The 25,858-nt window shown below is 41.7% G+C and carries 22 protein-coding genes; 14 read left to right on the plus strand and 8 right to left on the minus strand.

From position 1 onward, the window contains the following. Positions 1-110: 110 nt before the first annotated feature. From BIZ38_RS15545 to BIZ38_RS15555, 3 genes are all read right to left on the minus strand, one after another. Positions 111-1,514, minus strand: a complete 1,404-nt coding sequence (locus tag BIZ38_RS15545; RefSeq protein ID WP_187490692.1) for an MBL fold metallo-hydrolase RNA specificity domain-containing protein — start codon at positions 1,512-1,514, stop codon at positions 111-113. A gap of 275 nt (positions 1,515-1,789) precedes the next feature. Beyond that, positions 1,790-2,869 carry a phosphotransferase enzyme family protein gene (locus BIZ38_RS15550; RefSeq protein WP_187490693.1) on the minus strand — a complete coding sequence of 360 codons (1,080 nt, stop codon included), beginning with the start codon at positions 2,867-2,869 and terminating at the stop codon, positions 1,790-1,792. A gap of 41 nt (positions 2,870-2,910) precedes the next feature. Continuing rightward, entirely contained in the window at positions 2,911-3,798 is an 888-nt protein-coding gene (locus BIZ38_RS15555) for an NTP transferase domain-containing protein (RefSeq protein WP_187490694.1), read from the minus strand. A gap of 496 nt (positions 3,799-4,294) precedes the next feature. Between BIZ38_RS15555 and BIZ38_RS15560 the strand changes: the two genes are divergently transcribed. The 5 genes from BIZ38_RS15560 (at position 4,295) to BIZ38_RS15580 (ending at position 12,157) form a co-directional block, all read left to right on the plus strand. Next, positions 4,295-4,771, plus strand: a complete 477-nt coding sequence (locus BIZ38_RS15560) for a DUF721 domain-containing protein (protein ID WP_054552875.1) — start codon at positions 4,295-4,297, stop codon at positions 4,769-4,771. Positions 4,772-5,495: 724 nt separating this feature from the next. Further along, the gene (gene secA / locus BIZ38_RS15565; protein WP_187490695.1) at positions 5,496-8,204 is read left to right on the plus strand and encodes a preprotein translocase subunit SecA; all 2,709 of its coding nucleotides are present in this window, start codon (positions 5,496-5,498) and stop codon (positions 8,202-8,204) included. Positions 8,205-8,266: 62 nt separating this feature from the next. Next, positions 8,267-8,668, plus strand: a complete 402-nt coding sequence (mutT, locus tag BIZ38_RS15570) for an 8-oxo-dGTP diphosphatase MutT (RefSeq protein WP_187490696.1) — start codon at positions 8,267-8,269, stop codon at positions 8,666-8,668. A gap of 480 nt (positions 8,669-9,148) precedes the next feature. Further along, on the plus strand, positions 9,149-11,221 hold the full coding sequence (locus BIZ38_RS15575) for a M13 family metallopeptidase (RefSeq protein WP_187490697.1): 2,073 nt from the start codon (positions 9,149-9,151) through the stop codon (positions 11,219-11,221). A 489-nt stretch (positions 11,222-11,710) separates the two neighbouring features. Beyond that, a complete protein-coding gene (locus BIZ38_RS15580) occupies positions 11,711-12,157 on the plus strand; it encodes an REP-associated tyrosine transposase (RefSeq protein ID WP_138599300.1) in 447 nt (148 codons plus the stop codon). A 114-nt stretch (positions 12,158-12,271) separates the two neighbouring features. Here the strand turns inward: BIZ38_RS15580 and yjgA are convergent, their stop codons facing one another. Next, a complete protein-coding gene (gene yjgA / locus BIZ38_RS15585) occupies positions 12,272-12,793 on the minus strand; it encodes a ribosome biogenesis factor YjgA (RefSeq protein WP_058583884.1) in 522 nt (173 codons plus the stop codon). Positions 12,794-12,930: 137 nt separating this feature from the next. On the opposite strand from yjgA, the gene pmbA reads away from it, so the two are divergent. Then, complete coding sequence (gene pmbA, locus BIZ38_RS15590) at positions 12,931-14,268, plus strand: metalloprotease PmbA (RefSeq protein WP_055021365.1); 1,338 nt, start codon at positions 12,931-12,933, stop codon at positions 14,266-14,268. Positions 14,269-14,398: 130 nt separating this feature from the next. Continuing rightward, positions 14,399-14,815 (plus strand): VOC family protein, encoded by a 417-nt coding sequence (locus tag BIZ38_RS15595; protein WP_187490698.1) that lies wholly within the window; start codon positions 14,399-14,401, stop codon positions 14,813-14,815. 672 nt (positions 14,816-15,487) lie between these two features. On the opposite strand, the gene BIZ38_RS15600 is transcribed toward BIZ38_RS15595, so the two are convergent. Further along, a complete protein-coding gene (locus BIZ38_RS15600; protein ID WP_187490699.1) occupies positions 15,488-16,147 on the minus strand; it encodes a LiaF domain-containing protein in 660 nt (219 codons plus the stop codon). A 330-nt stretch (positions 16,148-16,477) separates the two neighbouring features. Between BIZ38_RS15600 and BIZ38_RS15605 the strand changes: the two genes are divergently transcribed. Genes BIZ38_RS15605 through BIZ38_RS15620 form a run of 4 tightly spaced genes read left to right on the plus strand, consistent with a single transcriptional unit; the run spans position 16,478 to position 17,724 of the window. After that, entirely contained in the window at positions 16,478-17,044 is a 567-nt protein-coding gene (locus tag BIZ38_RS15605; RefSeq protein WP_187490700.1) for a BON domain-containing protein, read from the plus strand. Positions 17,045-17,101: 57 nt separating this feature from the next. Further along, positions 17,102-17,260, plus strand: a complete 159-nt coding sequence (locus BIZ38_RS15610) for a YqaE/Pmp3 family membrane protein (protein ID WP_064971745.1) — start codon at positions 17,102-17,104, stop codon at positions 17,258-17,260. A gap of 21 nt (positions 17,261-17,281) precedes the next feature. Then, entirely contained in the window at positions 17,282-17,464 is a 183-nt protein-coding gene (locus tag BIZ38_RS15615; protein ID WP_054552866.1) for a hypothetical protein, read from the plus strand. 50 nt (positions 17,465-17,514) lie between these two features. Beyond that, entirely contained in the window at positions 17,515-17,724 is a 210-nt protein-coding gene (locus BIZ38_RS15620) for a hypothetical protein (protein ID WP_054552865.1), read from the plus strand. Here BIZ38_RS15620 and BIZ38_RS15625 read toward each other — a convergent pair. After that, positions 17,709-19,733 carry a methyl-accepting chemotaxis protein gene (locus BIZ38_RS15625; protein WP_187490701.1) on the minus strand — a complete coding sequence of 675 codons (2,025 nt, stop codon included), beginning with the start codon at positions 19,731-19,733 and terminating at the stop codon, positions 17,709-17,711. The genes BIZ38_RS15620 and BIZ38_RS15625 overlap by 16 nt on opposite strands. Before the next feature lie 112 nt (positions 19,734-19,845). On the opposite strand from BIZ38_RS15625, the gene BIZ38_RS15630 reads away from it, so the two are divergent. Then, the gene (locus BIZ38_RS15630) at positions 19,846-20,616 is read left to right on the plus strand and encodes an NADP-binding protein (RefSeq protein ID WP_166341070.1); all 771 of its coding nucleotides are present in this window, start codon (positions 19,846-19,848) and stop codon (positions 20,614-20,616) included. On the opposite strand, the gene hutC is transcribed toward BIZ38_RS15630, so the two are convergent. Further along, entirely contained in the window at positions 20,617-21,324 is a 708-nt protein-coding gene (gene hutC, locus BIZ38_RS15635; protein ID WP_187490702.1) for a histidine utilization repressor, read from the minus strand. It abuts the gene before it with no gap. A 142-nt stretch (positions 21,325-21,466) separates the two neighbouring features. Between hutC and hutI the strand changes: the two genes are divergently transcribed. Further along, complete coding sequence (hutI, locus tag BIZ38_RS15640) at positions 21,467-22,708, plus strand: imidazolonepropionase (protein ID WP_187490703.1); 1,242 nt, start codon at positions 21,467-21,469, stop codon at positions 22,706-22,708. A gap of 121 nt (positions 22,709-22,829) precedes the next feature. After that, entirely contained in the window at positions 22,830-24,500 is a 1,671-nt protein-coding gene (locus BIZ38_RS15645) for a GGDEF domain-containing phosphodiesterase (protein WP_171043809.1), read from the plus strand. Between the two features lie 50 nt (positions 24,501-24,550). On the opposite strand, the gene BIZ38_RS15650 is transcribed toward BIZ38_RS15645, so the two are convergent. Next, positions 24,551-25,471, minus strand: coding sequence for an esterase/lipase family protein (locus BIZ38_RS15650; protein WP_138616089.1), 921 nt, complete (start codon positions 25,469-25,471; stop codon positions 24,551-24,553). Positions 25,472-25,858: the final 387 nt, after the last annotated feature.

Here is a 25,858-nt window from a genome sequence, read left to right on the forward strand (position 1 = left end):
ACTCGCAACTCGCAACTCGCAACTCGCAACTCGCAACTCGCAACTCGCAACTCGCAACTCGCAACTCGCAACTCGCAACTCGCAACTCGCAACTCGCAACTCGTTACTCACTAACCACTAACTTCTACTTTTGTCCCTTCGCCTAACTCTGCTTTAAGCTTTTCTGCTAGTACTTGTTTGGCTTGCTCATCACCATGGACGATTTTGATAACACTTGGCTTTTTGCGCATACCGGTGACAAATCTGATTAATCCTTTTTGATCTGCATGGGCGCTGTAGCCGCTGATGGTATGAATTTGCGCTTTAATCATTACTTTTTGATTATCGATAAATACATAGCCGCCGCGTGGGCCATATTTTTGAATCTCTCGGCCTAATGTTCCTTGCCCTTGGTAGCCAACAAAAATGACATCGGTTGTTTTGTCGGGCAAAAACCGTTCTAGATAATTAACTATTCTGCCGCCATTACACATTCCGCTGGCAGCAATGATTATTGTGGGCTGTTGTTTTGAGGCTAAAAAATTTATGAGGGCAAGGTGTTCTTGGTGGCTATCAATGGTGTGTAGTTGCTTAAAGTCGAGCGGGTGGCGACCTTGTTTTACGCGTTTTTTTGCTTCGTTATCCCACAGCGTTTTAAAGTGTAAATATTCATTCGTGAAGTTGGCTGCCATTGGCGAATCTACAATAATTTGCAGTTTATGCCACATAGAACGTTTGCTTGCAGAGTGAATAAGCTGTTCAAACTCATAGAGCAGCTCTTGAGTTCGGCCAATACTAAAAGCCGGTATGAGTACCACACCATTATCGCTTACTGCACGTTCTATAACCTTTTTAAGAACGGCTACACGCTCTTTACGACCTTGATGGTTTTTATCACCATAGGTTGACTCAATAACTAATGTATCGGCGCGGTAAGGCGGTTTTGGCGTTGGTAATAATGGCGTGTAAGTTGCACCTAAATCACCTGAAAATACCACTCTATGCGAGTTTGTTTTTTTACCCAGTTCAATTTCAACATAGGCTGAGCCTAAAATGTGCCCAGCACGTTGCAGGCGAAGTTTATATAAGGGGTTTTGATTGCTTGAGGCTACTTTTTCGGGGCTAAAGCCCACTCCTACGGGAATGGAGTACCATGTGTTGAAATCGAGAGAGGCAATTTGTTGTTTTAGTAACTTTAAGCAGGTGCGGATCATTGCTTCATCGCGTGTTACACCCACTTTTAAGGCATCTTCAATCACCATAGGTAAGAGTTTTGCGGTGGCAATCGAGGTATAAATTGGGCCTTTAAAACCTGCGGCAAGTAAGTAGGGTATGCGGCCAACATGGTCTATATGGCAATGTGTGACAATCAGCGCTTTTACCGTTGATATATCAAACTCAATTGCTAGATCTTGTTTATTCTCTTCTCCTTGAAATAGACCACAATCAACAAGTACAGAATTTGTGTCATCAATAAATAGCTGGTGGCAAGACCCAGTTACGCCTTTCACCGCTCCGTGGTGTTTTATATGCATAATAATCTCTTTATTTTCAAGTTAGAGTTTTAGAATAGAAGTTATTGACTTATAGAGCAATGGGGCGAGCGAGCAGCTATTCACGGCTAAAGCCGTTCCTACATTTTGATGTAGGCGTGAAATTTTAGGAGCTGTCAGCCGTCAGTTTGAAGATCAATTTTGGTTATGCATTTATTTGTGAGCTGGGCGCTGTAAGTCAGACGCGCCAAGCAAGCGTGACGCCTACGATAACTCGTACCTCGTTCCCCGCACCTCGTCCCTCGCAACTCGCATCTCTAACCTTTATTTATCTCTAATATCGCTTTTAACGTATGTTCTTTTTCAAGAATATCGCGATACAAAGCAAACTGGTTGCGGGCGCGTTCTAGGTTGTGGTTTGCATGCTTGGTGGCAAAGTAATTATCGCCATCAATAAAGTCTGTTAAAAAGCGCAGGCCAATCATAAAGGTCATTACTTTGGTGCCTAGCCAGAAGCTTTCTTTTTCGGCATCGGTGATCACATCTTGTAGTGGTTCAACATAACCTTTAACGATGGCGGCGAAGATCTCTTCACGAACACGTACATTACTTAGGTTGGTTGAATCTTCTTGCTCAGGTGAGCAGAAGGTACGCACCATATCGCCAAAATCAAATAACCAATAACCAGGCATACAGGTATCGAGGTCGATGACTGCTTTAGCATCATCTGACTGTGTGCAAAACAGCATGTTGTTGATTTTTGTGTCGTTATGGCATGGTCTTAAAGGAATGTTTCCTTCAAGTTGTTTTAACTCATCAACTAAAGATTGTTGAGCTAAACAAAAATCGATGTCGTCTTGGCAAAGGGCCACACGGTTTACAGAGTCTTTTTCGATTACCTTTTTAAAGGCGTCAAAGCGCATCGCTAAGTTATGAAAATCAGGGATCACATGATGAAGCTTTTCAGCCTGAAAATCTTGTAATGCTAGCGCGAATTGTCCAAATGCATTGGCTGCAGTTTGTGCTTGCGAGATAGTTGCTACTACATCTTCACTATAACTGCCGCCAATAAATTCGAGTGCACGCCAAACACCTTGATCGCATTCAACTAAAAAGTCGCTTTCGATAGTTGGAACATGACGAATAATTTCTAGGCTGTATTCACCATTGTCGTGTTTTTCACTAAGGTGCTGCTCAATTAGTCGTGCATTTTCAACTAGGTGCTTAGGGTTAGGAAACACATCGGTATTTAACTTTTGCACAACCAAGGCGTTTTCTTCTGATTTAAGTAACATGGTTGTGTTGATGTGGCCATTGCCAATTGGCTTTAGCGTTACGTTATCTGTGCTTAAGCCAAAGTGCTCAGAAAGATAAGTTGCAACAGGATTAGACTTCATTAATTTTCCATTACTTATTTTTTGCAAGAAGAGGCGAGGGTTTAATCGTTTAGCTTACGACGTAACTGACATAAAGTGTGTGCTATTGCATCCAGTTCAGCTTTGTAGGTTACGCCATACCATGGCTCTTGTGCAGTATAAACGGTTACAGCTTGGCGGTTATCTTGAATCGCGAGTTGTATCTCATTTGGTAAATAATACTCTTTCGTGACACCGTTGTCAGTATTTTCTAAAAACTCAATAAAGCCTGTTTCTAAGTCATTAAATAAACTGGGTGTTATTCCCCAAAAGCTCATAGAACCTAGGGCATCATCGGCAATTTGTAATCTCTCACCATGTGGATTGTTGCCTTTTAAAACATTATTTTCGAGTTTAATATCTAGGTACTCGACCACATCAGTTAAATGCTGGTGGCTATCAACAGAGCATACACCTCGATTTACACCACCTTCTTCGGATAGGGTATCTTTTATTGGGTAGCCTACCATCGCCCAATTGCTATGATGTTTGAAGTGTTCGCTAATAATGGCAAAAGAAGACTCGCCATAATAATCATCGGCTGTAATGACAATAGCAGGGTTATTCACATAGGGTTTTGCGCAAAGTAATGCATGACCTGTACCCCAAGGTTTTTGGCGTTCAGCAGTTAAGTGCTCATAGCCATGAGGCACAGCACTAATTTCTTGCTCAACTAGGATTACTTCGAGCGACTCAGGCAGGCGCGGTAAAATCGTCGCTTCAAACTCAGCACGAATTTTTTTATTAATGATGATCACCGCTTGGTTAACACCCGCTTTAACCGCATCCTGAATACTCAGTTCCATGATGGTACAGCCCAGCCCAGGAATTTCGGCAATTTGTTTGTTTCCGCCAAAGCGGCTACCCAGCCCGCCAGCCAATACGATTAAAGTAAGAGAGTGTTGAGTCATCGCGAAAGTTAAATAAAAAACAAAGGAAAAGTGTACCAGAAACAATCACGCAGGAGGAAGAAAAGCTTTCAGCTGTCAGTTTTGAGCCGAACGGTGTTGTTTGTGGGCTCTTTAATGATTTCCCGGCTTGGTGTTGAATGTTAGACGCGCCAAGCAAGCGTGACGCCTACGTTTGATGTAGGCGTGAAATTTATTTCGCGCGGAGGTTTTATAACAAGAGATAAACTTCAGAAGTCGTATTTTTAGTAGTTAGAATTCAGAAGTTAGATATCAGTTGATCGAGAGGGTGGTTTTATTTTTTGTGTAATTAAACAAAGAACTTGCTACACATGAAATGTATTTTACCTTGTTATAACCACTAACCACTAACCACTAACCACTAACCACTAACCACTAACCACTAACCACTAACCACTGTTTTCGAACCTAATAGCTTCATATTTACGTAGGTGATATATTCTCTTTGTGGTGATTAACCTTTTTAGGTAGACGATTAATGGCAAAAGATAGATACGCGCCAAAAGCTGTTGGCGATATTATGGCGGGCTTGAGTGGTCGCTTGGCATCTTATGCTGGTAAAACCCAGGGCTTGTCTTCTCAACAAACCATTCTTGATGACTTCTTAGGTGAAACGCTTTCGAAAAAATGTCGAGTAAGTAATTACCGTGATGGTACTTTGATGATAGAAGCAGTTTCGGCACCGATTGCGCTGCGTTTAAATTACTTAAAAATGGATATGCTTTCGCATTTTCGTGCCGCTGGCATGGTCGAGCTTGGGCAAATTAAAATTACTGCAAACCCACAGGCTACGCAGCGCTTATCGGCAACTAATAAGCCAGAGCAAAAGCCTGTTTCTAAACGTCAAATGAGCGAACAAACAGCTGATTACCTCAGCGCCATTGCCGCAGATGCCCCTCCTTCTTTAAAAGCCAAATTAGAACGTTTAGCACAACATGGGCGGAAAAAGAAGTAAAGCCGTCAGCTTTCAGCCGTCAGTTTGAAGCCGAATTGTGTTGTTTGTAAGTCAGACATAGGTTGGTGAAATGGCGCAGTATGTCAGACGCGCCAAGCAAGCGTGACGCCTATGGTGTAGGCGTGAAATTTATTTCGCGCGAAAATATTTGCACAAAGAGAAGTGAATGAGAAAAGAATGAGAAAGCGATAATGTGCTTTTTTGTTTTCTTTTAAGCGCAGCGTCTCTTATCCTCTTTGTGCGATTAAATGTCTTTGATGTAGGCGTGAAATTTATTTCGCGTGTTATCTTGTAGGTCGTGCTTTAGCGCGTCATTGGTGAAGGCGATGTAATGTATTGTCGCCATAAATGACCACCTACATTTACAAAGTCGAATTTCGTCCATCGCATCGCCTTTTTACTCCCCTGATCTTGATTTTATTCTTATTGTCGCCATATCTATTCAGTAATCTTGTTTTCACCCTTTTTATGGGGTTAGATCAAAGAATATGGCTGATTTTTAAATTTTCTTGCTGAAAATCCATATCTTCATAAACAGAAGGTTTGATGTTGCGCAGACTCTGGTATGATAGCGCACGAAATAAGCTGTGTTTTGAACAGCGTACTGATAAATTGTTAATTAATATGCCCTACATCATGAGCATAAGCGCATATTAATTATCAATTGAAGAAAGTGGGTTAGCTAATGACTAGCTAACAAAGAATATATTGTAACGGTTTTATCATGATATCTAATTTATTTACCAAGATTTTTGGTAGTCGCAATGACCGCACTATTAAAAACCTAAGAAAGACGGTCGCTCTAATTAATGCGCTTGAAAAGCAATTAGAAGCGCTTTCTGATGAAGATTTAAAAGCAAAAACAGCTGAATTTAGAGAGCGTTACGATAACGGACAAAGCCTAGATGATATCTTGCCAGAAGCATTTGCTGTGGTACGTGAAGCATCTAAGCGTGTAAATGGCATGCGTCACTTCGACGTACAGCTACTAGGTGGTATGGTTTTACATCAAGGTCGCATCGCAGAAATGCGTACCGGTGAAGGTAAAACACTAACAGCAACGTTACCTGCATACCTTCGTGGTTTAACAGGTAAAGGGGTTCACGTAATTACCGTGAACGACTACCTTGCAAAACGTGACGCCGAAACTAACCGTGAACTATTTGAATTCTTAGGCCTAACAGTAGGCTGTAACGTACCTGGCATGATGCCGCAGCAAAAGAAAATCGCTTATGCTGCTGACATCACTTACGGTACTAATAATGAGTTTGGCTTTGATTATCTGCGCGATAACATGGCATTTAGCATTGAAGAGCGTGTACAACGCCCACTTTACTACGCCGTAGTGGATGAGGTGGATTCAATCTTAATCGATGAAGCGCGTACGCCGCTTATTATCTCAGGCCCAGCTGAAGACAGCTCTGAGCTTTACATCGAAATCAATAAAATTGTGCCTGACCTAGAGCTACAAGAAAAAGAAGATGAAGAAGGCGTTGAAGGCGATGGCGATTACACTATCGATGAAAAGTCTAAGCAAGTTCACTTAACTGAACGTGGTCAAATTAAAGTTGAAGAGCTACTAATTGAGCGCGGCTTAATTCAAGAAGGTGATTCACTTTACTCAGCTTCAAGCATCACATTATTAAGCCATGTGTATGCGGCACTTCGTGCTCACAAGCTTTATCAAAAAGACGTTGATTACGTTGTTAAAGAAAACGAAGTTATCATCGTTGATGAGCACACTGGCCGTACAATGGAAGGTCGTCGTTGGTCAGAAGGTTTACACCAAGCTGTTGAAGCAAAAGAAGGTGTACGCATTCAAAACGAAAACCAAACATTGGCATCAATCACATTCCAAAACTACTTCCGTTTATACGACACGCTAGCGGGTATGACAGGTACAGCAGACACAGAAGCGTTTGAGTTCCAGTCTATCTATGGTCTAGACACAGTAGTAATGCCAACAAACAAACCGATGATCCGTGACGATCGTGCTGATCTTGTATACTTAACACAAGAAGAAAAGTACGAAGCAATCCTTGCTGATATCAAAGATTGCCAAGAACGTGGTCAACCGGTACTTGTGGGTACTATTTCAATCGAAAGTTCTGAGTACTTATCGCAGTTCTTACGTAAAGAAAAAATTAAGCACAACGTACTTAATGCTAAGTTTCACGCGCAAGAAGCAGACATTGTTGCCGATGCCGGTTTACCTGGCACAGTAACTATTGCAACTAACATGGCCGGTCGTGGTACCGATATCGTGTTAGGTGGTAACTGGAACAGCGAAGTTGAAAAGCTAGAAAACCCAACTGATGAACAAATCAAAGCGATTAAAGATGAGTGGCAAAAACGCCACGATGCAGTAATCGAAGCGGGTGGTTTACACATCATTGGTACTGAGCGTCACGAATCTCGTCGTATCGATAACCAGCTACGTGGTCGTTCTGGTCGTCAAGGTGATGCCGGTTCAAGCCGTTTCTACTTATCAATGGACGACGCGCTAATGCGTATCTTCGCTGGTGAGCGCATGACTAACATGATGCGTAAACTAGGTATGCAACGCGGCGAAGCGATTGAGCACCCTTGGGTTAACCGTGCAATCGAAAACGCGCAACGTAAAGTTGAAGCGCGTAACTTCGACGTTCGCAAGCAATTACTTGAGTACGATGACGTAGCAAACGACCAACGTCGTGTTGTTTACTCGCAACGTAATGAGCTACTTGAAGAAGGCGATATTTCAGAAACTATCACTGCAATTCGAGGCGATGTGCTAAATGGTACAATCGACCAGTACATTGCACCGCAAAGCCTTGCTGAAATGTGGGATATCCCGGGTCTTGAAGAGCGCTTAAAGCAAGATTTCTTAATCGAGCTGCCAATTTCACAATGGCTAGCTGACGATAGCAAACTATACGAAGAGAAACTTCGTGAGCGTATCGAAGAAGCGGTTGAGCAAGCATACAAGCAAAAAGAAGAGATGGTAGGCGAGTCTGTACTACGTCAATTCGAAAAAGCGATTATGCTACAAAGCCTAGACCAACATTGGAAAGATCACTTAGCTGCGATGGATCACCTTCGTCAAGGTATCCACTTACGTGGTTACGCACAGAAGAATCCTAAGCAAGAGTACAAGCGCGAGTCGTTTGAGCTATTCTCTGAAATGCTTGAGAACTTAAAAGTCGACGTTGTGGGTATTTTAAGTAAAGTACAAGTTCGCGCTGAAGAAGATGTTGAAAAAGTTGAAGAGCAACATCGTCGTAGCGAAAATGCGCCACGTGAATACCAACACGAAGAAGCTGAGCACATCGGTGGCGAAACACCAGAAGGTGCTGTAGTTACACAACGCGCAGAACCTAAAGTAGGCCGTAACGAGCCGTGTCCTTGTGGTTCAGGTAATAAATATAAGCAGTGTTGCGGTAAATTAAAATAACCAAAACACGGTGATAAAAAGCGACGCTTGCGTCGCTTTTTTTATGATTAAGGAAACAACAAATGACTAAAAAAGTAGTGCATGTTGCAGTTGGTGTTATTTATAAAGATCAGCAATTATTTATTTGTAAACGCCCAGACGACAAACACCAAGGCGGCTTATGGGAATTCCCAGGTGGTAAAGTAGAGCAGGGCGAAAGCGTATTTACTGCGCTACAGCGCGAGCTATTAGAAGAAGTAAACCTAACCGTAAATGGCAGTGAAGAGCTAATGGTTATCGAACATAACTACGGTGATAAATGCGTACGCTTAGATGTGCACATTGTTGATGATTTCACAGGCACGGCCCATGGCGCAGAAGGCCAACAAGGAAAATGGGTCGCTCTCAGCGAGCTTGATGATTATAGCTTCCCAGCCGCCAATGTTGAGATTATCGAAAAGATAAAGCAGAAGTACGAGCAGTAACAGCCGTCAGCTTTCAGCAGTCAGTTTCTGGCCGAGCGGCATTGTTTGCGGGTTCTTTATTAATTTGCAATCTTGGTGCTGAATGTAAGACGCGCCAAGCAAGCGTGACGCCTACGATTGATGTAGGCGTGAAATTTATTTCGCGCGAAAAAATTGCACAAAGAGCAGTGAATGAGAAAAAAGAGGAAGTGATAATAATGTTTTTTATTTCCTCTTAAGCGAAGCGCCTCTTACCCTCTTTGTGAATCATAGAAACATTGCGCGATGTAAAATCGCGCCTACAATGACCACTAACCAATTAATCTCCCCCTCTCATCGCTCAAAAATGCGGCTTATCTTGTTTTGATAAGAATTGTTACATATTCGGTTTTGTTGTTTTGCTCGAGAGGTTTATTATGGAAACAGCGAAAAACTAACTGTTGGTATGGTTTACTCGTTTTTCGATAAATACTTTATAAATTAAATTGGTACGGGAACCCCATGAGAAAAGTAACACTTACCGCGGCAAGTATTGCACTTGCGCTCGGTCTTGTTGGTTGTGGTGAAAAAGAACAAGAAACTAAAGCACCAGCAACTGCGACCGTCACTGAAGCAAAAGCACCTTTAAACTCTGGCATTGAACTGGCGAACATGGACAAATCTGTTCGCGCACAAGATGACTTTTACTATCACGTAAACGGCGAATGGTTAGAGAAAACAGAAATTCCAGGTGATAAATCAAACTACGGTTCATTCACTCAGCTTTACGATGATTCGCAAAAAGCGATGAAAGAAGTGCTAGAAAAAGCAGCGGCTAATAAAGACGTTAAGCCAGGCTCTGATGAAGCTAAATTAGCTGCATTCTACAACAGCTACATGGACGAAGCAGGCCGTGAAGCGGCTGGCATCAAGCCATTAACACCAGTGCTAGAAAGCGTTGATGCAGTTAAGAACAAGTCAGATCTTGTTGCTTTAATGGCAGAACTTCGCATTAAAGGCGGTAGCTTACCGTTTGGTTGGTACGTAAACAACGACGCGAAAAATTCTAGCGAAAACGCGATGTATGTTTATCAGTCTGGTTTAGGTTTACCAGATCGCGACTACTACTTAAAAGATGAAGAAAAATTCACAAAAATTCGTGAAGCTTACCAAGCATACGTAACAGCTATCTTAAGCAAGGCCGGTGTTGCTGATGCAGAGTCTGCGGCTAAAGCAATTATCGATCTTGAAACAAGCATTGCTGATGCACAGTGGAGCCGTGTTGAAAGCCGTGATGCAACTAAATCTTACAATAAGATGAGCATTGCAGATGCAAACAAACTTACAGGCGACTTTGACTTTGCAGCTTACCTTGATGCATCAGGTATCAAAATTGATGATGTAATCATTCGCCAACCTAGCTACCTAGAAAAATTTGCTGGTATCTACAACGATACAGACTTAGCAACGTGGCAGAACTACCTTAAGTTCCACTTTGTTAGCAACTATGCTCACCTATTAGATAAAGAGCTAGTAGACCTTAACTTTGATTTCTACAGCACAACACTTCGCGGTGTTACAGAGCAATCTCCACTTTGGAAAAAAGCGGTTGATGCATCAAACGGTGTACTAGGTGAAATTCTAGGTAAAGTATACGTTAAAGAAAACTTCCCGCCTGAAGCGAAAGCGCGCATGGAAGAGTTAGTAGATAACGTAATCAAAGGTTATGCAGTTGCGATTGAAAACCTTGAGTGGATGAGCCCTGAAACAAAAATTGCGGCTAAAGAAAAGCTTGATAAGTTCACACCAAAAATCGGTTACCCAGATAAATGGAAAGATTACTCAGCACTTGAAGTTAAAGGTGATGACTTAGTAGGTAACTACATTCGCCACAGCGAGTGGGAATATGCAGACATGACTGCAAAACTAGGTAAGCCAGTTGACCGTTCAGAGTGGCACATGACACCACAAACAGTAAACGCTTACTATAATCCTGTGAACAACGAAATCGTATTCCCTGCGGCTATCTTACAACCGCCATTCTTTAACCTAGAAGCTGACGATGCTGTTAACTACGGTGCAATCGGTGCGGTAATCGGCCACGAATTAGGTCACGGTTTTGATGATCAAGGCGCGAAGTACGATGGTGACGGTAACTTACGTAACTGGTGGAGCGAATCAGACCTTAAACAGTTTGAAGAGCGCACGGGTCAGCTAGTTGCTCAATATAACGAGTACAAACCATTTGAAGATGCTAGCGTAAATGGTCAGCTTACATTAGGTGAAAACATTGGTGACTTAGGTGGCTTAACAGTTGCTTATACAGCATACCAGTTATCACTTGGTGATGAAAAAGCGCCTATTATTGATGGTTACACAGGTGATCAGCGTTTCTTCATGGGTTGGTCGCAAATTTGGCGTCGTAAATATCGTGACGAAGAGTTACGTAACCGCCTAATGACAGACCCTCATTCACCAAGCCATTACCGTGTAATCGGTATTCTTTCAAATATGCCAGAATTCTATCAGGCATTTGACGTGAAAGAAGGCGACAAAATGTATATCAAACCAGAAGATCGCGTAAAAATCTGGTAATTGATTATCGATTTTAAAAAAGGCTCTGAGTGAACGCTCAGAGCCTTTTTTTGTTTTAGGAGCGATCAGCTCAAGACGCGTCAAGCAAGCGTGACGCCTACGGTTTGATGTAGGCGTGAAATTTATTTCGCGTGATGGTTGTTTATTGTTTGATGTTTCAGGCGCGCCAAGCAAGCGTGACGCCTACGCTTGTGGTAGGCGTGAAATTTATTTCGCGAGATGGTTGAGTATTGTGTGATGTTCAAGACGCGCCAAGCAAGCGTGACGCTTACGTTTGATGTAGACGTGAAATTTATTTCGCGCGGTGGTTGCGTGTTGTGTGGTGTTTAAAACGCGCCAAGCAAGCGTGACGCCTACGGTTTGATGTAGGCGTGAAATTTATTTCGCGCGATGTTTTTGTATTGTGAGGTTCAAACATTTTTGGTGTAAATTGGCTAGGTGTGTTTTTAAGTTCTAAGATCAGGTTTTACCTTCAGGATTGATAGGTTTATGTTTTCGTCAAGGAAGAGGCTTAAAGGGCGAACCTCACATTCAAACTGCTATTATTCAGTAACTCTTTGTTGTGAGAATCGAGTGCCTATATTTGCCAACTATCTATATGCAGTTGATGCTGCCAAAGCAATTTACCATTTAGAAGATAAAGTGGAGACAATCTGCTTTGTCCTCATGCCTGACCATTTACATTGGATATTTCAACTTCGCCCTCAGCAAAACTTATCAGCAGTAATTAAGCTGTACAAAAGCATGGTGACCATGTCTATTCGTAAGAGAAAAGGGCGCAAAGTAGTGGTTTGGCAAAATAATTTTTATGATCATCAAATCAGAGATGAAAATGACCTAATACATCAAGCTCGATATATAGTCGCAAACCCTCTACGCGCAAAATTAGTCAAGCACGTTGGCGATTACCCGTTTTGGAATTGTATTTGGTTGTAGAGACGTGAAATTTATGTCGCGCGATGGTTGCGTATTAAGTGGTGTTCAACACGCGCCAAGCAAGCGTGACGCCTACGGTGTTGTAGGCGTGAAATTTATTTCGCGCGAAGGAAATCAAAGCATAATCGCATCTTTTAGATACTGGAATAACTCTTTGTAATTCTTTGCTGGTTTTTCTGCTTTTACTTCTTTTGCGGCGCTGCGCACTAATTGGCGCATTTTTTGGCGCTCAAGAGAAGGGTATTGATCAATTGTTGAATTGATCAGGTCGTCACCTTGTTTAATTAAATCATCACGCAGGGTTTCGATTTTGTTCATCAAAACATCGGCTTGATTGTTTTTATTAAGCATGATGTCGATCATCGCTTGAATTTCATCAACGTTTTCTGTGGTACGTAAAACTTTTGCGATGTAGTTTAAGTTACGACGGTAAGCATCGCTCTTGTCACTTACTTTATCAGAAACGACAAGGGCTTCTTTTAAATCGTGATTAAGCGGTAAACGATCGCGTTGCTTTTTCGGCATTTTTGCAATTTCAGCACCCAGACCATGATATTGCATGGCTTCACGTTTTAATTCGCTTTTTGATACGTAAATAATTTCTTCTTCGATAAGTGGCTTTTTCTTCTTCGCCATAAGGATGCTCATTCAGTAAACTTAACTATTCGCTATTATACGCCATTTAGTTAATGATTAATATTAGCTGATGCAGGTCTCGCAGTGTGTTAGCATTCGTTACACTATAAAAAATATCAGAACCTAGGACACACAAGATGAAAGATCCTATTTATCAACACATTTCTGAAGTGAAAGACGCTGTAAGCGAAGTACTGGAGCATGCAAAAAAATTGGGTGCAACAGCAGCTGAAGCGGCGATGTCGAGCACGTCAGGTTTGTCTGTCAGCACGCGTATGGGCGAAGTTGAAACAATAGAGTTTAACCAAGACGGTGGCTTAGGTATCAGTGTTTATGTGGGTAACAACAAAGGCTCTGCTTCAACAGCTGACTTAAACCCTAAAACATTACGTACAGTGGTCGAAAAAGCCATTGATATTGCAAAGTTCACCTCTGACGACCCATTTAATGGTATCGCTGATAAAGAGTTACTTGAATTTGCACCGCAAGATTTAGATTTATACCACCCGTGGGAAGTTAGCCCAGAGCAAGGTGTTGAGTTTTGTCATCAAGCAGAACAAGCGGCGTTAAATGCCGATGAGCGCATTGTAAATTCAGACGGTGCGAGTTTTTCTTCTCACCAAGGTTTACGTGTTTATGGTAACAGCCATGGCATGATTGCAGGTTACCCGCGTACGCGTCATAGCATTAGCACGATGGTGATTGGTAAAGAAGGCGAGCAAATGCAGCGCGACTCAGCTTATACCATCGCACGTCATAAAGATGATTTAAATGACGCTGCAAAAGTAGGCCTCGAAGCGGCAACCGAAACCTTGGCTAAACTTAACAGCCAAAAGCTCGGTACCATGAAAGTGCCTGTGATCTTTAGAGCAGATATTGCTAACTCATTATTCGGCCATTTAGTGTCGGCGATTGGTGGCGGCGCGCTTTATCGTAAGTCGAGCTTCTTGCTTGATAGCTTAGGTACAAAAGTATTTAGCGATTGTGTGAATATCTCTGAGCGCCCTCATTTATTAAAAGGTTTAGCGTCTTCACCGTTTGATGCTGAAGGTTTAAAAACTGTAGACCGTGAAATTATTCAAGGCGGTGAGCTGCAAACTTACCTATTAGCAAGCTACGCGGCACGTAAACTGTCTATGGCACCAACGGGTCATGCTGGTGGTATTCATAACTGGCTAGTTGAACAAACCCATGCCGATTTAAAAGCACTTTTAAAAACCATGGGCACAGGCTTATTAGTAACGGAACTTATGGGCCAAGGTGTGAATACGGTAACGGGCGATTACTCACGTGGTGCAGCGGGCTTCTGGGTTGAGAATGGTGAAATCCAATACCCAGTCAGTGAAATCACAATTGCTGGTAACTTAAAAGATATGTTTAAAGCCGTTGTGGGCTTAGGTGGCGATATCGAGCGTCGTGGTGGTATTCAAACAGGCTCTGTATTGATAGAACAAATGCAGGTTGCTGGTAGCTGATTCATCAATAACTACTCAATTTTTTAAAGCCTCACTTCAGTGGGGCTTTTTTATTTGAAAAAACGCTTTACCTAAACTTAACTTGAGGTTTTATCTTGGTGGCAGTTTAAAAATAAAAAGGAAAACTACCATGTATTTAGAACACGTAAACCTTGTTGTTAGTAATGTTGATGCCATGCTGCACTTTTATAAAGCTGCATTCCCGCACTGGCGTGTGCGTAGTCAAGGCGATAGCAAATGGTCGGGCAAACCGCGCAAGTGGCTGCACTTTGGTGATGATTACCAATATCTTGCATTAAGCGATAACGGTGAAGCTGAAAACCGTGATTTAGCCGGCCACCAAGTAGGCCTTGCTCATTTTGCCTATGTGACAAACGATATTAATGCGGTAATTGAACGCCTGGTTTCGGCTGGTTATGAAGTTGATAAACACGGCCCAGAAAACCCTTACCGTAAAAATGTATACTTCATCGACCCCGCAGGTTTTGAAGTTGAGTTTGTAGAGTATTTTAGTGATATCCCGAGTGAGAGGAATAATGACTTGTGAGGGAGCTGTCAGCTTTCAGCTGTCAGTTTTAAGCCGAATTGCGTTGTTTGTAGGTCTGGCATTGATTGATGAAATGGCGTTGTATGCAAGACGCGCCAAGCAAGCGTGACGCCTACGGTGTAGGCGGGAAATTTATTTCGCGCGAAAATATTTGCACAAAGAGAAGAGAATGAGGAAAGAATGAGGAAGTGATATTTATCTTTTCTTGTTTCCTCTGAAGCGCAGCGCCTCATTATCTATTTGTGAGATTAATTATCTTTGATGTAGGTGTGAAGTTTATTTCGCGCGAAAATATTTGCACAAAGAGAAGTGAATGAGAAGAGAATGAGTAAACCACAAGATCATTTTTTACTTCCTCTAAAGCGCAGCGTCTCATGATCTCTTTGTGATACTTTGGTTTTCTCTGTGTAGCGCGAAGCGCCTCTGTGCCCTCTGTGGTTCAATATGTTTTGCACAAAGAGAAGTGAATGAGAAGAGAATGAGTAAACCACAAGATCATTTTTTACTTCCTCTAAAGCGCAGCGTCTCTTAACCTCTTTGTGCGATTAAATGTCTTTGATGTAGGCGTGAAATTTATTTCGCGCGTTATCTTATTATATTGCACGATGTAAAACTGCGGCTACGATAACTAGCACCTAGCACCTAGCACCTAGCACCTAGCACCTCACAACTTTACTGCATCTTATTCATCTCTTTCCAACCGGCTTTTAGGCTGTTGGCAAAGCTGATGAACTTTTCTTTCATGGTACGTTTAACTGAAATCTCGACTGAGCCTAGCCATACATTACCTTCAATAGTGATGGTTGGGCCTTGGCCTTTGTTTAAGGCAACTGATTTATTCTCTACACTACCAATCACGCTAAATAATTTAGATACCACATTTACATGTTCTGGCACGTAGATTTCATCGTTACCTAAAATACAGTTCACGTAAATGGTGACATGCTGATGTTGGAAAATCGCTTCGCTAAAGTCGAGTTCGATTGAGCCTAGGCAGTTTGTGATGTGAATTTCTTTTGGTACTACCCATTGGCCGCTGCGCTCATTTGAGCCCAGAATACTGCGTAGCTGCAGGCTTTCGTTGTCGCTGCTGTGGCTGTAGTGAGGTTTAAATTGCGCATGCTTTTGCGATTTGTAGTCAATATCCGCTTTCAGATCTAAATCAGCAACAAGCTCAACCAGTACTTCGTTGCTGGTGGCTTCCATTGCCTGATCTAGGCGGCGTTCAAATGCTTCGGCTGAAATAACAGCATGACTGTAGTTATAAATGAGTTGATCAATGACTTCTTCTCTTACTTGATCGATTGGGCGGTCTTCAAGTTTAACGGCCATGGTAGTTCCCTGTTGTGATTTTAAAGGTGATTCTTTAGTTATTAATTACAAAGCAAAGCTTAGGCCAGATTTTATTTCTATATAAATCATGAGGTTGTCTTTTTAGACGAATAAGCAATTTCGTTAAATTAACCACAGATTAATAAAATCAGCAACTAAATGGTTATTTTTGCAACATTGTGAACATCTTACCGAGCAGCTTGTAAATCTTTACCGAAATGAATATAAATCACCGCTGAATAGGTATTTAACTTGCTGAAATTTAAGGGGTAAATAGTTGGCATCATAGTCGCATTACTTAAACTGTCTTTAATCAAAAGGAGAAAGATTATGAACACTTTTAACAAATCTATGATTGCGGCTTTAGTAATTGGTGCAACTAGCATGTCAGCTCAGGCAAGCAGCTGGGAAAATGAAAGTAAAGATGCTTGGATTGATGGTAAGGCGGAAACTGTGCTTCTTATGAACACAAACCTTAACAACTTTGACATCAACACTGATGTAACGAATGGCAAGGTTGTACTTACAGGTAAAGTTGATAGCGAATTAGATAAAGAGCTTGCTGAAGAGTTAGTTCTTAGCCTAGACGGTGTTAGCTCTGTTTATAACAAACTAACGGTTGTTAAAAACATGAAAGCTAAGCACATGAAATCAGACAAAGCTGATTCTGCAGAAAGCGACTTAACCGATGCAAAAATCAGTACTGTAATCACCACACGTTATTTATTTAACTCAGAAGTAGGTGGTACAGATATCGATGTTGATACCGACAACGGTGTAGTAACACTAAAAGGTACTGTTGAGTCTGATGCAGAAAAGCAATTAGCGGTAAGCATTGCTGAAAACGCTGAAGATGTTCGCAAAGTAATCGATGAATTAACGATTGTTGCTGAATAATAGCAAGCCCTATATAGCCCAGCTTTGGCTGGGCTTATCTTTTTCAAGGAGTGAGTCATGGATTTAATACGTATTATTTTATCGGTTTTAATTCCACCTCTCGGCGTATTTTTACAGGTAGGTTTAGGTGCGCAGTTCTGGATTAATATTCTTTTAACTCTATTAGGGTATATTCCAGGTTTGATTCATGCTGTGTATATCATCGCTAAGCGATAATCACCGCATTAACCTACAAGGATGGGTAATGGAGCACAGCAAGGAAGGGCTGTAGGAGTAACGGACGATAAACCGCAAGGAGTTTACAGTATGGATAATGTAACTAAGCACAAAGGACAACAAGGAAGTAACAAGGCGTTATGGAGTAGCGCACAATGGCAACGCTTTATGGATAAGGTGAATGGAGATGACAGCAAGGATTAAGCTTAGGCTTGGAGCCCAAACGGATGAAGCTAGCGTAAGGAGGAGACTATATGGAACAAGTACAAACGCAATCAAAACAAGGATTGACCAATAATGGAGTTGCTTTATGGAACAAGCAACAGTGGCACGAATTTATGGAACACGCGAAAGCGGTTGCGCCACGATTAACAGGGAAGGCTGACGATAAAAACCCGATGTCATCTTCAGGTGACATCGGGTTTTTAACTACTTCAGCAATTTATCTTTATAACTTAAATTGATTTACTGTCTTATTTAGAGACTCTGCTAACTCATTCAAATCACGTGCTTCATCCGCCAATTCATGGGCATGATCTGCAGTGCTATTCACTAAGTGATTAATCGCTGCCAAGCTATTGTTAATATCTTCTGCAACCACAGTTTGCTGCTCTGTCGAAGTCGCAATTTGATGACTTTGATCTTGCACATTTGTCACAGATTGCGCGATATCTTGCAATGCTTGCAATACAATTTGTGTTTGCTCAACTGAGCCTTCAGCACGCTCTTGACCTTGCTGCATCATGGTTGATGCTTGTTGGGCAATTTGCTGTAAACGGCTGATCATGTTGCGAATATCATCAGTAGATTCTTGCGTTCTGCTTGCTAGTGAACGAACTTCATCAGCAACAACTGCGAAACCTCGGCCTTGCTCGCCAGCACGGGCTGCTTCTATCGCCGCGTTAAGTGCCAGTAAGTTGGTTTGCTCAGCGATTGAGTTGATAACATCAACCACCGCGCCGATATTGCCACTTTCTTGCTCAAGACCCGCAACGACTTTAGACGCTTCACCAATGTGACTTGCAAGAGCGGTCATGACTGACTGAGCTTGAGTTGAGCGCTTGGTGCCATCTGCGGTAATGGTTTGCACTTCTTCAGCTGCATTATTGGTATGTTGCGCGTTACGTGAAATTTCGAGAACAGTTGAGGCCATTTCGGTTACTGCCGCACTTACGCTATCAACTTGTTGCTTTTCTTGCTGAATTTCATCATTGGTTTTTTGCGATACGGTTTTCAATTGGGCTGCGGCTTGGCTTAATTGCTCAGCTTGTGCTGCAGTATTCAGCATCATTGCACGTAATTTATCGATGAAAGTATTCATGTGATGAGCAAGCTGTCCTACTTCATCCTGACTTTTTATCTCGATTTTTTGTGTTAGATCGCCATCACCTGATGCGATATCGCGCATGATGTAAGTGAGTTTAGTCAGCGGCTTGGTGATCATTTGCGTGGCCCAGAAGATCATCGCAATAATAATCGCAAGAATGATGATCACGGATGTTGTGGTTGTCATCACCGCATCATTTACTGGCTCATCAATCATACTGGTCGGAATTAAAATACCCACATACCAATCAAGGTAAGGGCTTTCTAATTCAAGGCGATTGTATACAACGTAATATTGCTCGCCTTTGAATGTGACAAAGCTGCTACCCTCTTTTTGGCTTTTCATCGCGCGGTTTAATTCGCTAAAGCCCGAGGTGTCGTTAAATTGCTTTTCGAGGGCATCTAAGCCTTCTTTGCCATTAGGGCCTTCGTCTGTGATAGATAGTTTATGTCCAGTTCGTTTTGAAAAGTGCACTACTTTCTGGTTACTGTCGAGTAAAAAGCCAAAGCCTTGGCCATCAAATCGAATAGCTTCAACCATGTCGTTGATATTATTAAGCTGTAAATCAACACCACCAAAACCAATAAGCTTGTTTTGTTTATAAACAGGCTGTTGTACAACTGCAGAGGCGATACCTGTGGTTAAATCAACAGAAATAGGGCCAACATACAATTTATTTATTTTTAATGCATCTTGCCACCAACCACGTTTGTAAGCGTAATATGGTTGGCCATTATAAGTGGCGGTACGCTCGTTTTCTTTGAAGTACTCACCTGTGGTCGCAGAAGCAAAGAAGGCTGATAAAATGTTATCATCGTTACCACTAATACGAACAAAATCTTGATTAACGCTGCTGTAACCAGGCTGACTATCTAAGCTTTGATCGCGCTGAGTCCAGTTATCGAACCAGTTAACTAAATGCGGGTTTGTTACAAAGGTTTCGACAACTTTGCCGTATTTGGCAAAATAGGCCTGCATTGACAGTCGCTCACTTTGCAAATAGCTGTCGGCTTCGCGTTGAATTGCATGACGTGAGAGATCAGCAATATGGTTTACAAAAAAGCTAGACGCGATGATTAGTAGCACACTTATCGTCCCGCCAATGAGCAGAAGTATTTTTTTACGTAAAGAGAGGTTGTTTAACATAGTGCACGCGTTTTTATTATAGGTTAGAGTTATCTATCTAATCATATTTGCACCTAAATCGCTACACTGTTAAGCGAAGGTTAATAATAAATACTAAGGGGCAGTTGAGTAAATGAGTACTGAAAATAATAAACTGGTTGTTTTAGGTGCCGGCTGGCTTGGAAATGCACTTTGTGTTGAGGCAAATAAATTAGCATGGCAAGTACAGGGAACACATCGCGGTGGCGAGCACGAATATGACTTTCAGCGCCAGTTTATACTTGAAGGTGATGTGCTCAAGCATGAGCTGTCGCTTGAAAATGCTTGGTGGGTCTGCGCTATTCCACCGCGTAGTCGTAGCTCAGAAAGTAACTATTTAGCGACTTTGCAAGCAGGGCTTGAACTTGCTAAGCAACTAAATTGTAAAGGCTTTATTTTATGTTCTTCGACAGGAGTTTATCCATCTAACAATGGTCAATATGACGAAACTACAGAAATTATTTGCCAATCAGCACGTCAACAACAGCTATATGATGCTGAACAGTTAGTGCTAAGTGCTGGTGGTAAAGTATTGCGTTTGGCTGGTCTTGTAGGGCCTGGGCGCGATCCGGGTAGGTTTGTTGCCGGTAAAGAACTGACTAGCTCAAGTCAGCAAGTGGTAAACATGGTTCAGCAGCAAGATGTGATAGCGGCGATTTTTTCAGTACTTGAAAATTGGTCAAACGCGAGCAGTATTTATAATGTGGTTAATCCGGCACATCCTACAAAAGCAGATTACTACCAGCAAAAATGTGCTGAGCAGGGCAACCAGCCACCGATTTTTACTAGTCATGATAAAGGCGAGCGACTTATTGATGGCTCAGCGATTGAGTCACTGAATTTTCGTTATCAAATGTCCATTTAGTTATCTTTTAAAAGTAAGGTGGCCGCCTAATCGGTATTTACTGCCTGGTGATACTAAACGGGCAAAGCTCACAATACCTTGTGATGACCAAGTTCGGCGGATCACTTGTAAGCATGGCTCTTCGTTATAAAGGTTCAGCCATTCGCACATTTCTTGGTTGGGCATAATCGCTTCGACTGTATGGCGTGCCTCGGTGAGCGGGGCGTTTTGCGATAAGTATTCATGAGGCGTTAGGCTATGGAAATCCTGCTGTAAGTAATCTTTAGCAAGAGCGGAGTTCACAAAGCGTTCTTCAACTTGCAGAGGTTGCTCGTTTTCATTGTGTACAATCACACTTCTGTAAACATGGCTGTCGACCTCGACACCCAAAGCAATCGCAATTGGTGCTATAGCGCTTATAGACTCCATTACTAAAATGGTACAGCTATAATGGTTACTTCGCGCTTTTACCTCATCAGCAATATTTTTAATTTCTAATAAAGATGATTGTGACTTAAAGCTAGCCACAAAAGTACCTAAGCCTTGGCTACGGGTTAATATACCTGCATCGGTTAATTCACTGAGTGCTCGTCTTGCAGTCATACGACTAACTTTAAACTGGTTGGTAAGCTCATTTTCAGAAGGCACTCGGTGATTTTCTTGCCAAGCTCCAGAACGAATATTTTCCAGAATGAACTCTTTTATTTGCGCAAATTTAGGAACACTCATTATGCGTGTATATGTGGTGAGTAAACAGTATGTTTGAAGGTGACATAATTATCTTGTATATACAAGGTGAGTTGATAAACTTTAAGCAAATTTAAACTTAGTCTCGTAATGGGCCTATCGCAAGTATCAATGTAGGTGAAAAATGCACACAACCAATAATGATCAAGCTTTCTGGGATTTAGTGATCACAGATGCCAACATCGCCACAATGGACCCAGCCATCGAAGCACCTTATGGTGCTATTGAAAATGCAGCTATTGCTGTTAAAGATGGCAAAATTGCTTGGTTAGGTGAGCAAGCCGATTTACCAGAGTTTGATGCGCTAGCTACGCCAACATTGTCAGCAAAAGGGCAATGGTTAACCCCCGGGTTAATTGATTGCCACACTCACTTAGTGTTCGCGGGTAGCCGTGCAGAAGAATTTGAGCAGCGTTTACAAGGTGTAAGCTATGAGCAAATAGCTGCAAACGGTGGCGGTATTGCAAGTACCGTACGTGCAACGCGAGAAGCCGATCACGAAGCTTTATTTGTCAGTGCAAAAGAGCGCTTAAATGCATTATATGCAGAAGGTGTGGCGACGGTAGAGATTAAATCTGGCTACGGCCTTGATTGCGAAAACGAAATTAAACTTCTCGAAGTGGCACGTTTACTCGGTGAAAATCACCCTGTTGATGTTAAAACCACGTTTTTAGGTGCGCATGCATTACCACCTGAATATAAAGGCCGTAGCGATGAGTACATTGATCTGGTTTGCGGTGAAATGCTTGACCGTGTTGTTGAAGCTGATTTAGCTGATGCAGTTGATGCTTTTTGTGAAAACGTTGGCTTTAGTAATGAGCAAACTCGCCGCGTGTTTGAAGCGGCTAAAAAACACAACTTACCGGTCAAGTTGCACGCTGAGCAGTTATCTAATCAACATGGTGCAGAGCTTGTTGCTGAATTTAATGGCTTATCTGCGGATCATATTGAACACTTAGATGAAGCTGGTATTCAGGCAATGGCCAAAGCGGGTACTGCAGCAGTTTTATTACCAGGTGCATTTTACTTCTTACGTGAAACAAAGTATCCGCCAATTGAACTACTGCAGCAGTATCAAGTTCCAATTGCTATTTCAACTGACTTCAACCCGGGTACTTCGCCTTTATGTTCATTGCATTTGATGATGAACATGGCATGCACTATTTTTCGGATGACACCAGAGCAAGCATTAGCTGGGGTAACTCGAAACGCTGCAGGTGCTTTAGGACTTGATGATCGTGGTGTGTTAAAGGTAGGCGCACGTGCTGATATTGCCCATTGGCAAATAACCCACCCAGCACAATTAAGTTACCAATTTGGCGTAAATAAACTGTTAAATCTGTGGATTTTGGGTAGACTTAATTAGATAAGTCTTTTTTACGTAGTATTTTTACATGTCTTTGATTGCCAGCTTAGCAAGTAGTAGTGTGAGCCTTGCAAATTTAAGTAGCGATGTTGTGCCAGTGTTTTTAGCTGGTTGCGTTCTTATGGCAATGATTTGTGCCTTATGTGTTACTCAAAATTCTATTTTAAGGCTGAGCTTAGTCGTCAATGGCGTGCTTGGGTTAGCAATTCTTAGTCTTGGCATGCCTTGGTTAGTGTTATTGTTAAGTGCAAGTGTTTGTTTTCATTTGTGGCAGGCATTTCGCACTACTAATTGGCTAGCAATCATTATTTCAGTTGTTGCTGCGATTGTATTAACAGTACTTTATTCAGCTCATTTATTGTTACATACTGCTCTTTACTGGCTTGTTTTTTCTGTCGTTATTTTGTGTATATCAGGCTTTTTTAACTATGAAGAACCTGAAGAAGAGCAGGTGGTCGTTGAGCCACTTCACACTGACGAGTTAGATGCGACACCTCTTACAGGCTTACCCGATCGCAACGCCCTAAAAAATAGCTTTATTGCTTGGACCGAGGAGCATGATGCTAACTGCGCGTTAGTGATGCTTCGCCTTGAAGGTTTTAACGATGTAAACCAACACATAGGTCGAGACTTTGGTGATTTGTTATTAGCGCAATCAGCAACCCGAATTAAACAACAGCTCAATGTTGATAATGTTCTTAATATAGTGGGTAATTCAGGCAAAGCCGAAAAGTTGGCGCATTTAGGGGGCTTAAACTTTGCATTTATTTGTTCATTAGAGGAACAAAAGCACCTTCATGAGCAACTAATTAGTCAAATTCGCCATGTGACTTTAAAGCCATTTAATGTTGCCAATTGCACCATTGAAGTTAAAGTTCGTGCTAGTTATGTAGTTTGTGATGAGCCTGAATACAGCTTTGAAAACTTCATTTCGTTTGCCAATCTAGCGCTTGATTCAAATCCAGACAAAGCGATTGTGCCTTATCATCCGCAAATGATGATTGAGCAATTGGAGCAGCAAGCACGACTACGTGAGTTAGCACACCTTGATTTTGCAAGTGAACTAGAGTTGTATTTTCAGCCAGTTATTCGTAATAGCGATGAGCAAATCGAATTTTTAGAATTGCTGTTACGTTGGCAGCATCCTAAGCAAGGGATTCTTTCTGCGAATAAATTTATAGATGATATACGTGTTGCAGGCCTAAGCTATCCTGTGGCTGCTTTTGTTATTGAGCGTGCAGCAGAACTTGCTATGGCACTACGAATGGAAGGTATTGAATTACCTCTTAGTATAAATGTGTTTGGCCCTGAGATGCTGCACGAAGAATTTATTGAGTTTGTTGACCGTATCATGGCTGAGCATCGACTAGAGCCGGGTGATTTAATTATCGAGTGCCCGCTCGATTTATTTATGAGTTTAGATGATCAAGGTAAAGCGATGGTTGCAAGGCTCAATAGTATTGGTATCAAATTATGTATAGATGGTTTTGGTGACACACCTATTTGGCTAGCTAAGCTTCCGAATCTTAATGTTGAGTATATTAAAGTGGCGGCTTCACTTACCGCTGATTTTGCTCATCAAAGTCAAATTCGAAGCCTCGTTTCGGGCATGGTCGATATGCACAATCAAAATAATGCAAAAGTGATTTGTGAAGGAGTTGAAACTCTAGAGCAACTTAAGTTTGTAAAGTCGCTTAAAACCTATGCTGCACAGGGCTATTATTTTAATTACCCATTGAGTAGTGTTGGTATGATGTCATGGCTTAAACAATGGCGTTTGGAGCACCAGTAAGCGTAATGCTGTGCTCTTCCTCTGGTAGGCTTCACGATACAACACCGCTTTTATAACCCTAGTTTCTGTAACCTTGTCACGTGGCTACGGTAAAGTTCAACTGGATCAACTTCACGAAAACTATGTAAACCAATAAATTGGTTAATCTCATCGAGATGATTCATTTTGTAATCATCTTTGATCACATGCCCTAAATGGCTACTACAGCGTGAAATGAGGCCGTCACTGTGACCTAAGATAAATAATGAGCCAAATAACATGGATAAGTCACTTAAATCTAAGATATTAGTGAGTGTTTCTGTGCCGCTCCAAGAAAAGTAGTATACGCCATTGCTTGCAAGCATATTACCTTGTTCGCACTCGTTTTTGGGCAAGCCTTCGGGGTACTTTTGATTAAATGTTGCTGCTCCTTGTGTGCTTAAACTATTTATTGCACCGAGTGTATTTTGCGGTAATTGACTATTGCCTGATAATAACGAAATAACACCACCGAATGCATCGAATACTAATCGAGTTGTATATTCTGCTTGAGAGCCGGGTGTTAGCTCTTTATTAATAAGATCAATAATGCCACTGCCATAATTTGCACCGCCTACACTGGTAACTGAGGCAATTAGATCAGGCCTGATAGATGCAACATAGCGTGCAGTTTGCGCACCTTGACTGTGACCAATCAAGTTTACTTTTTTAGCACTAGTCAGAGCTAAGATTGATTCTATTTGAGTGAGTAATTGCTCGCCTCGGACTTCTGAACTGTTGATAGCAGAAACGGCAGGTGTGAAGACTAAAGTACCATCTTTTTCCAGAATTGTAGCGATATTGTAGAAGTAATCGATTCCGAGCAGGTTATCGAATCCCATTAGCCCATGAACTAAAACAACTGGATATTGGGTAGTTGTTTTTTTGGCATTGCACCAAGGGCTCAACAAAAAAAGTAAGGTAACAAATAAAATTAACGGGATTTTTTTCATACCTTTTACTCTTCTACTTCAATATTTATCACCAACAAGCCTTAAAAAAGCCTGATTTTAGTGCGCTTTTAATTCACCTTACCTTAAATTTGGGTTCTCTGTAATGTTAAATTAAAGTAAGCAGGAAAAGATGGTTTTAGTGTTTCGTTATATGTTTATCAATTTGTGTTTTTTCTGCGGTTAAGCAATTTATTTTTAATCTGGTATTTGATAAAGTCCGCGCCGTCCTCATCCTGTAGGACATCCTGTTGATGATGCATCTGAAAGGATGCAACGTATTGATAGCTTCTCCCCAGTTTGCTATAACGACTCACTCCTTGTTGAGTGAGTCGCTTTTTCTTTTCTTATCATACAATTCATTGCACAAATACACGCAAGTGATACCAT

Source organism: Pseudoalteromonas sp. BZK2 (assembly GCF_014349195.1).
In the GTDB taxonomy this organism is placed as follows: Bacteria; Pseudomonadota; Gammaproteobacteria; order Enterobacterales; family Alteromonadaceae; genus Pseudoalteromonas; species Pseudoalteromonas simplex.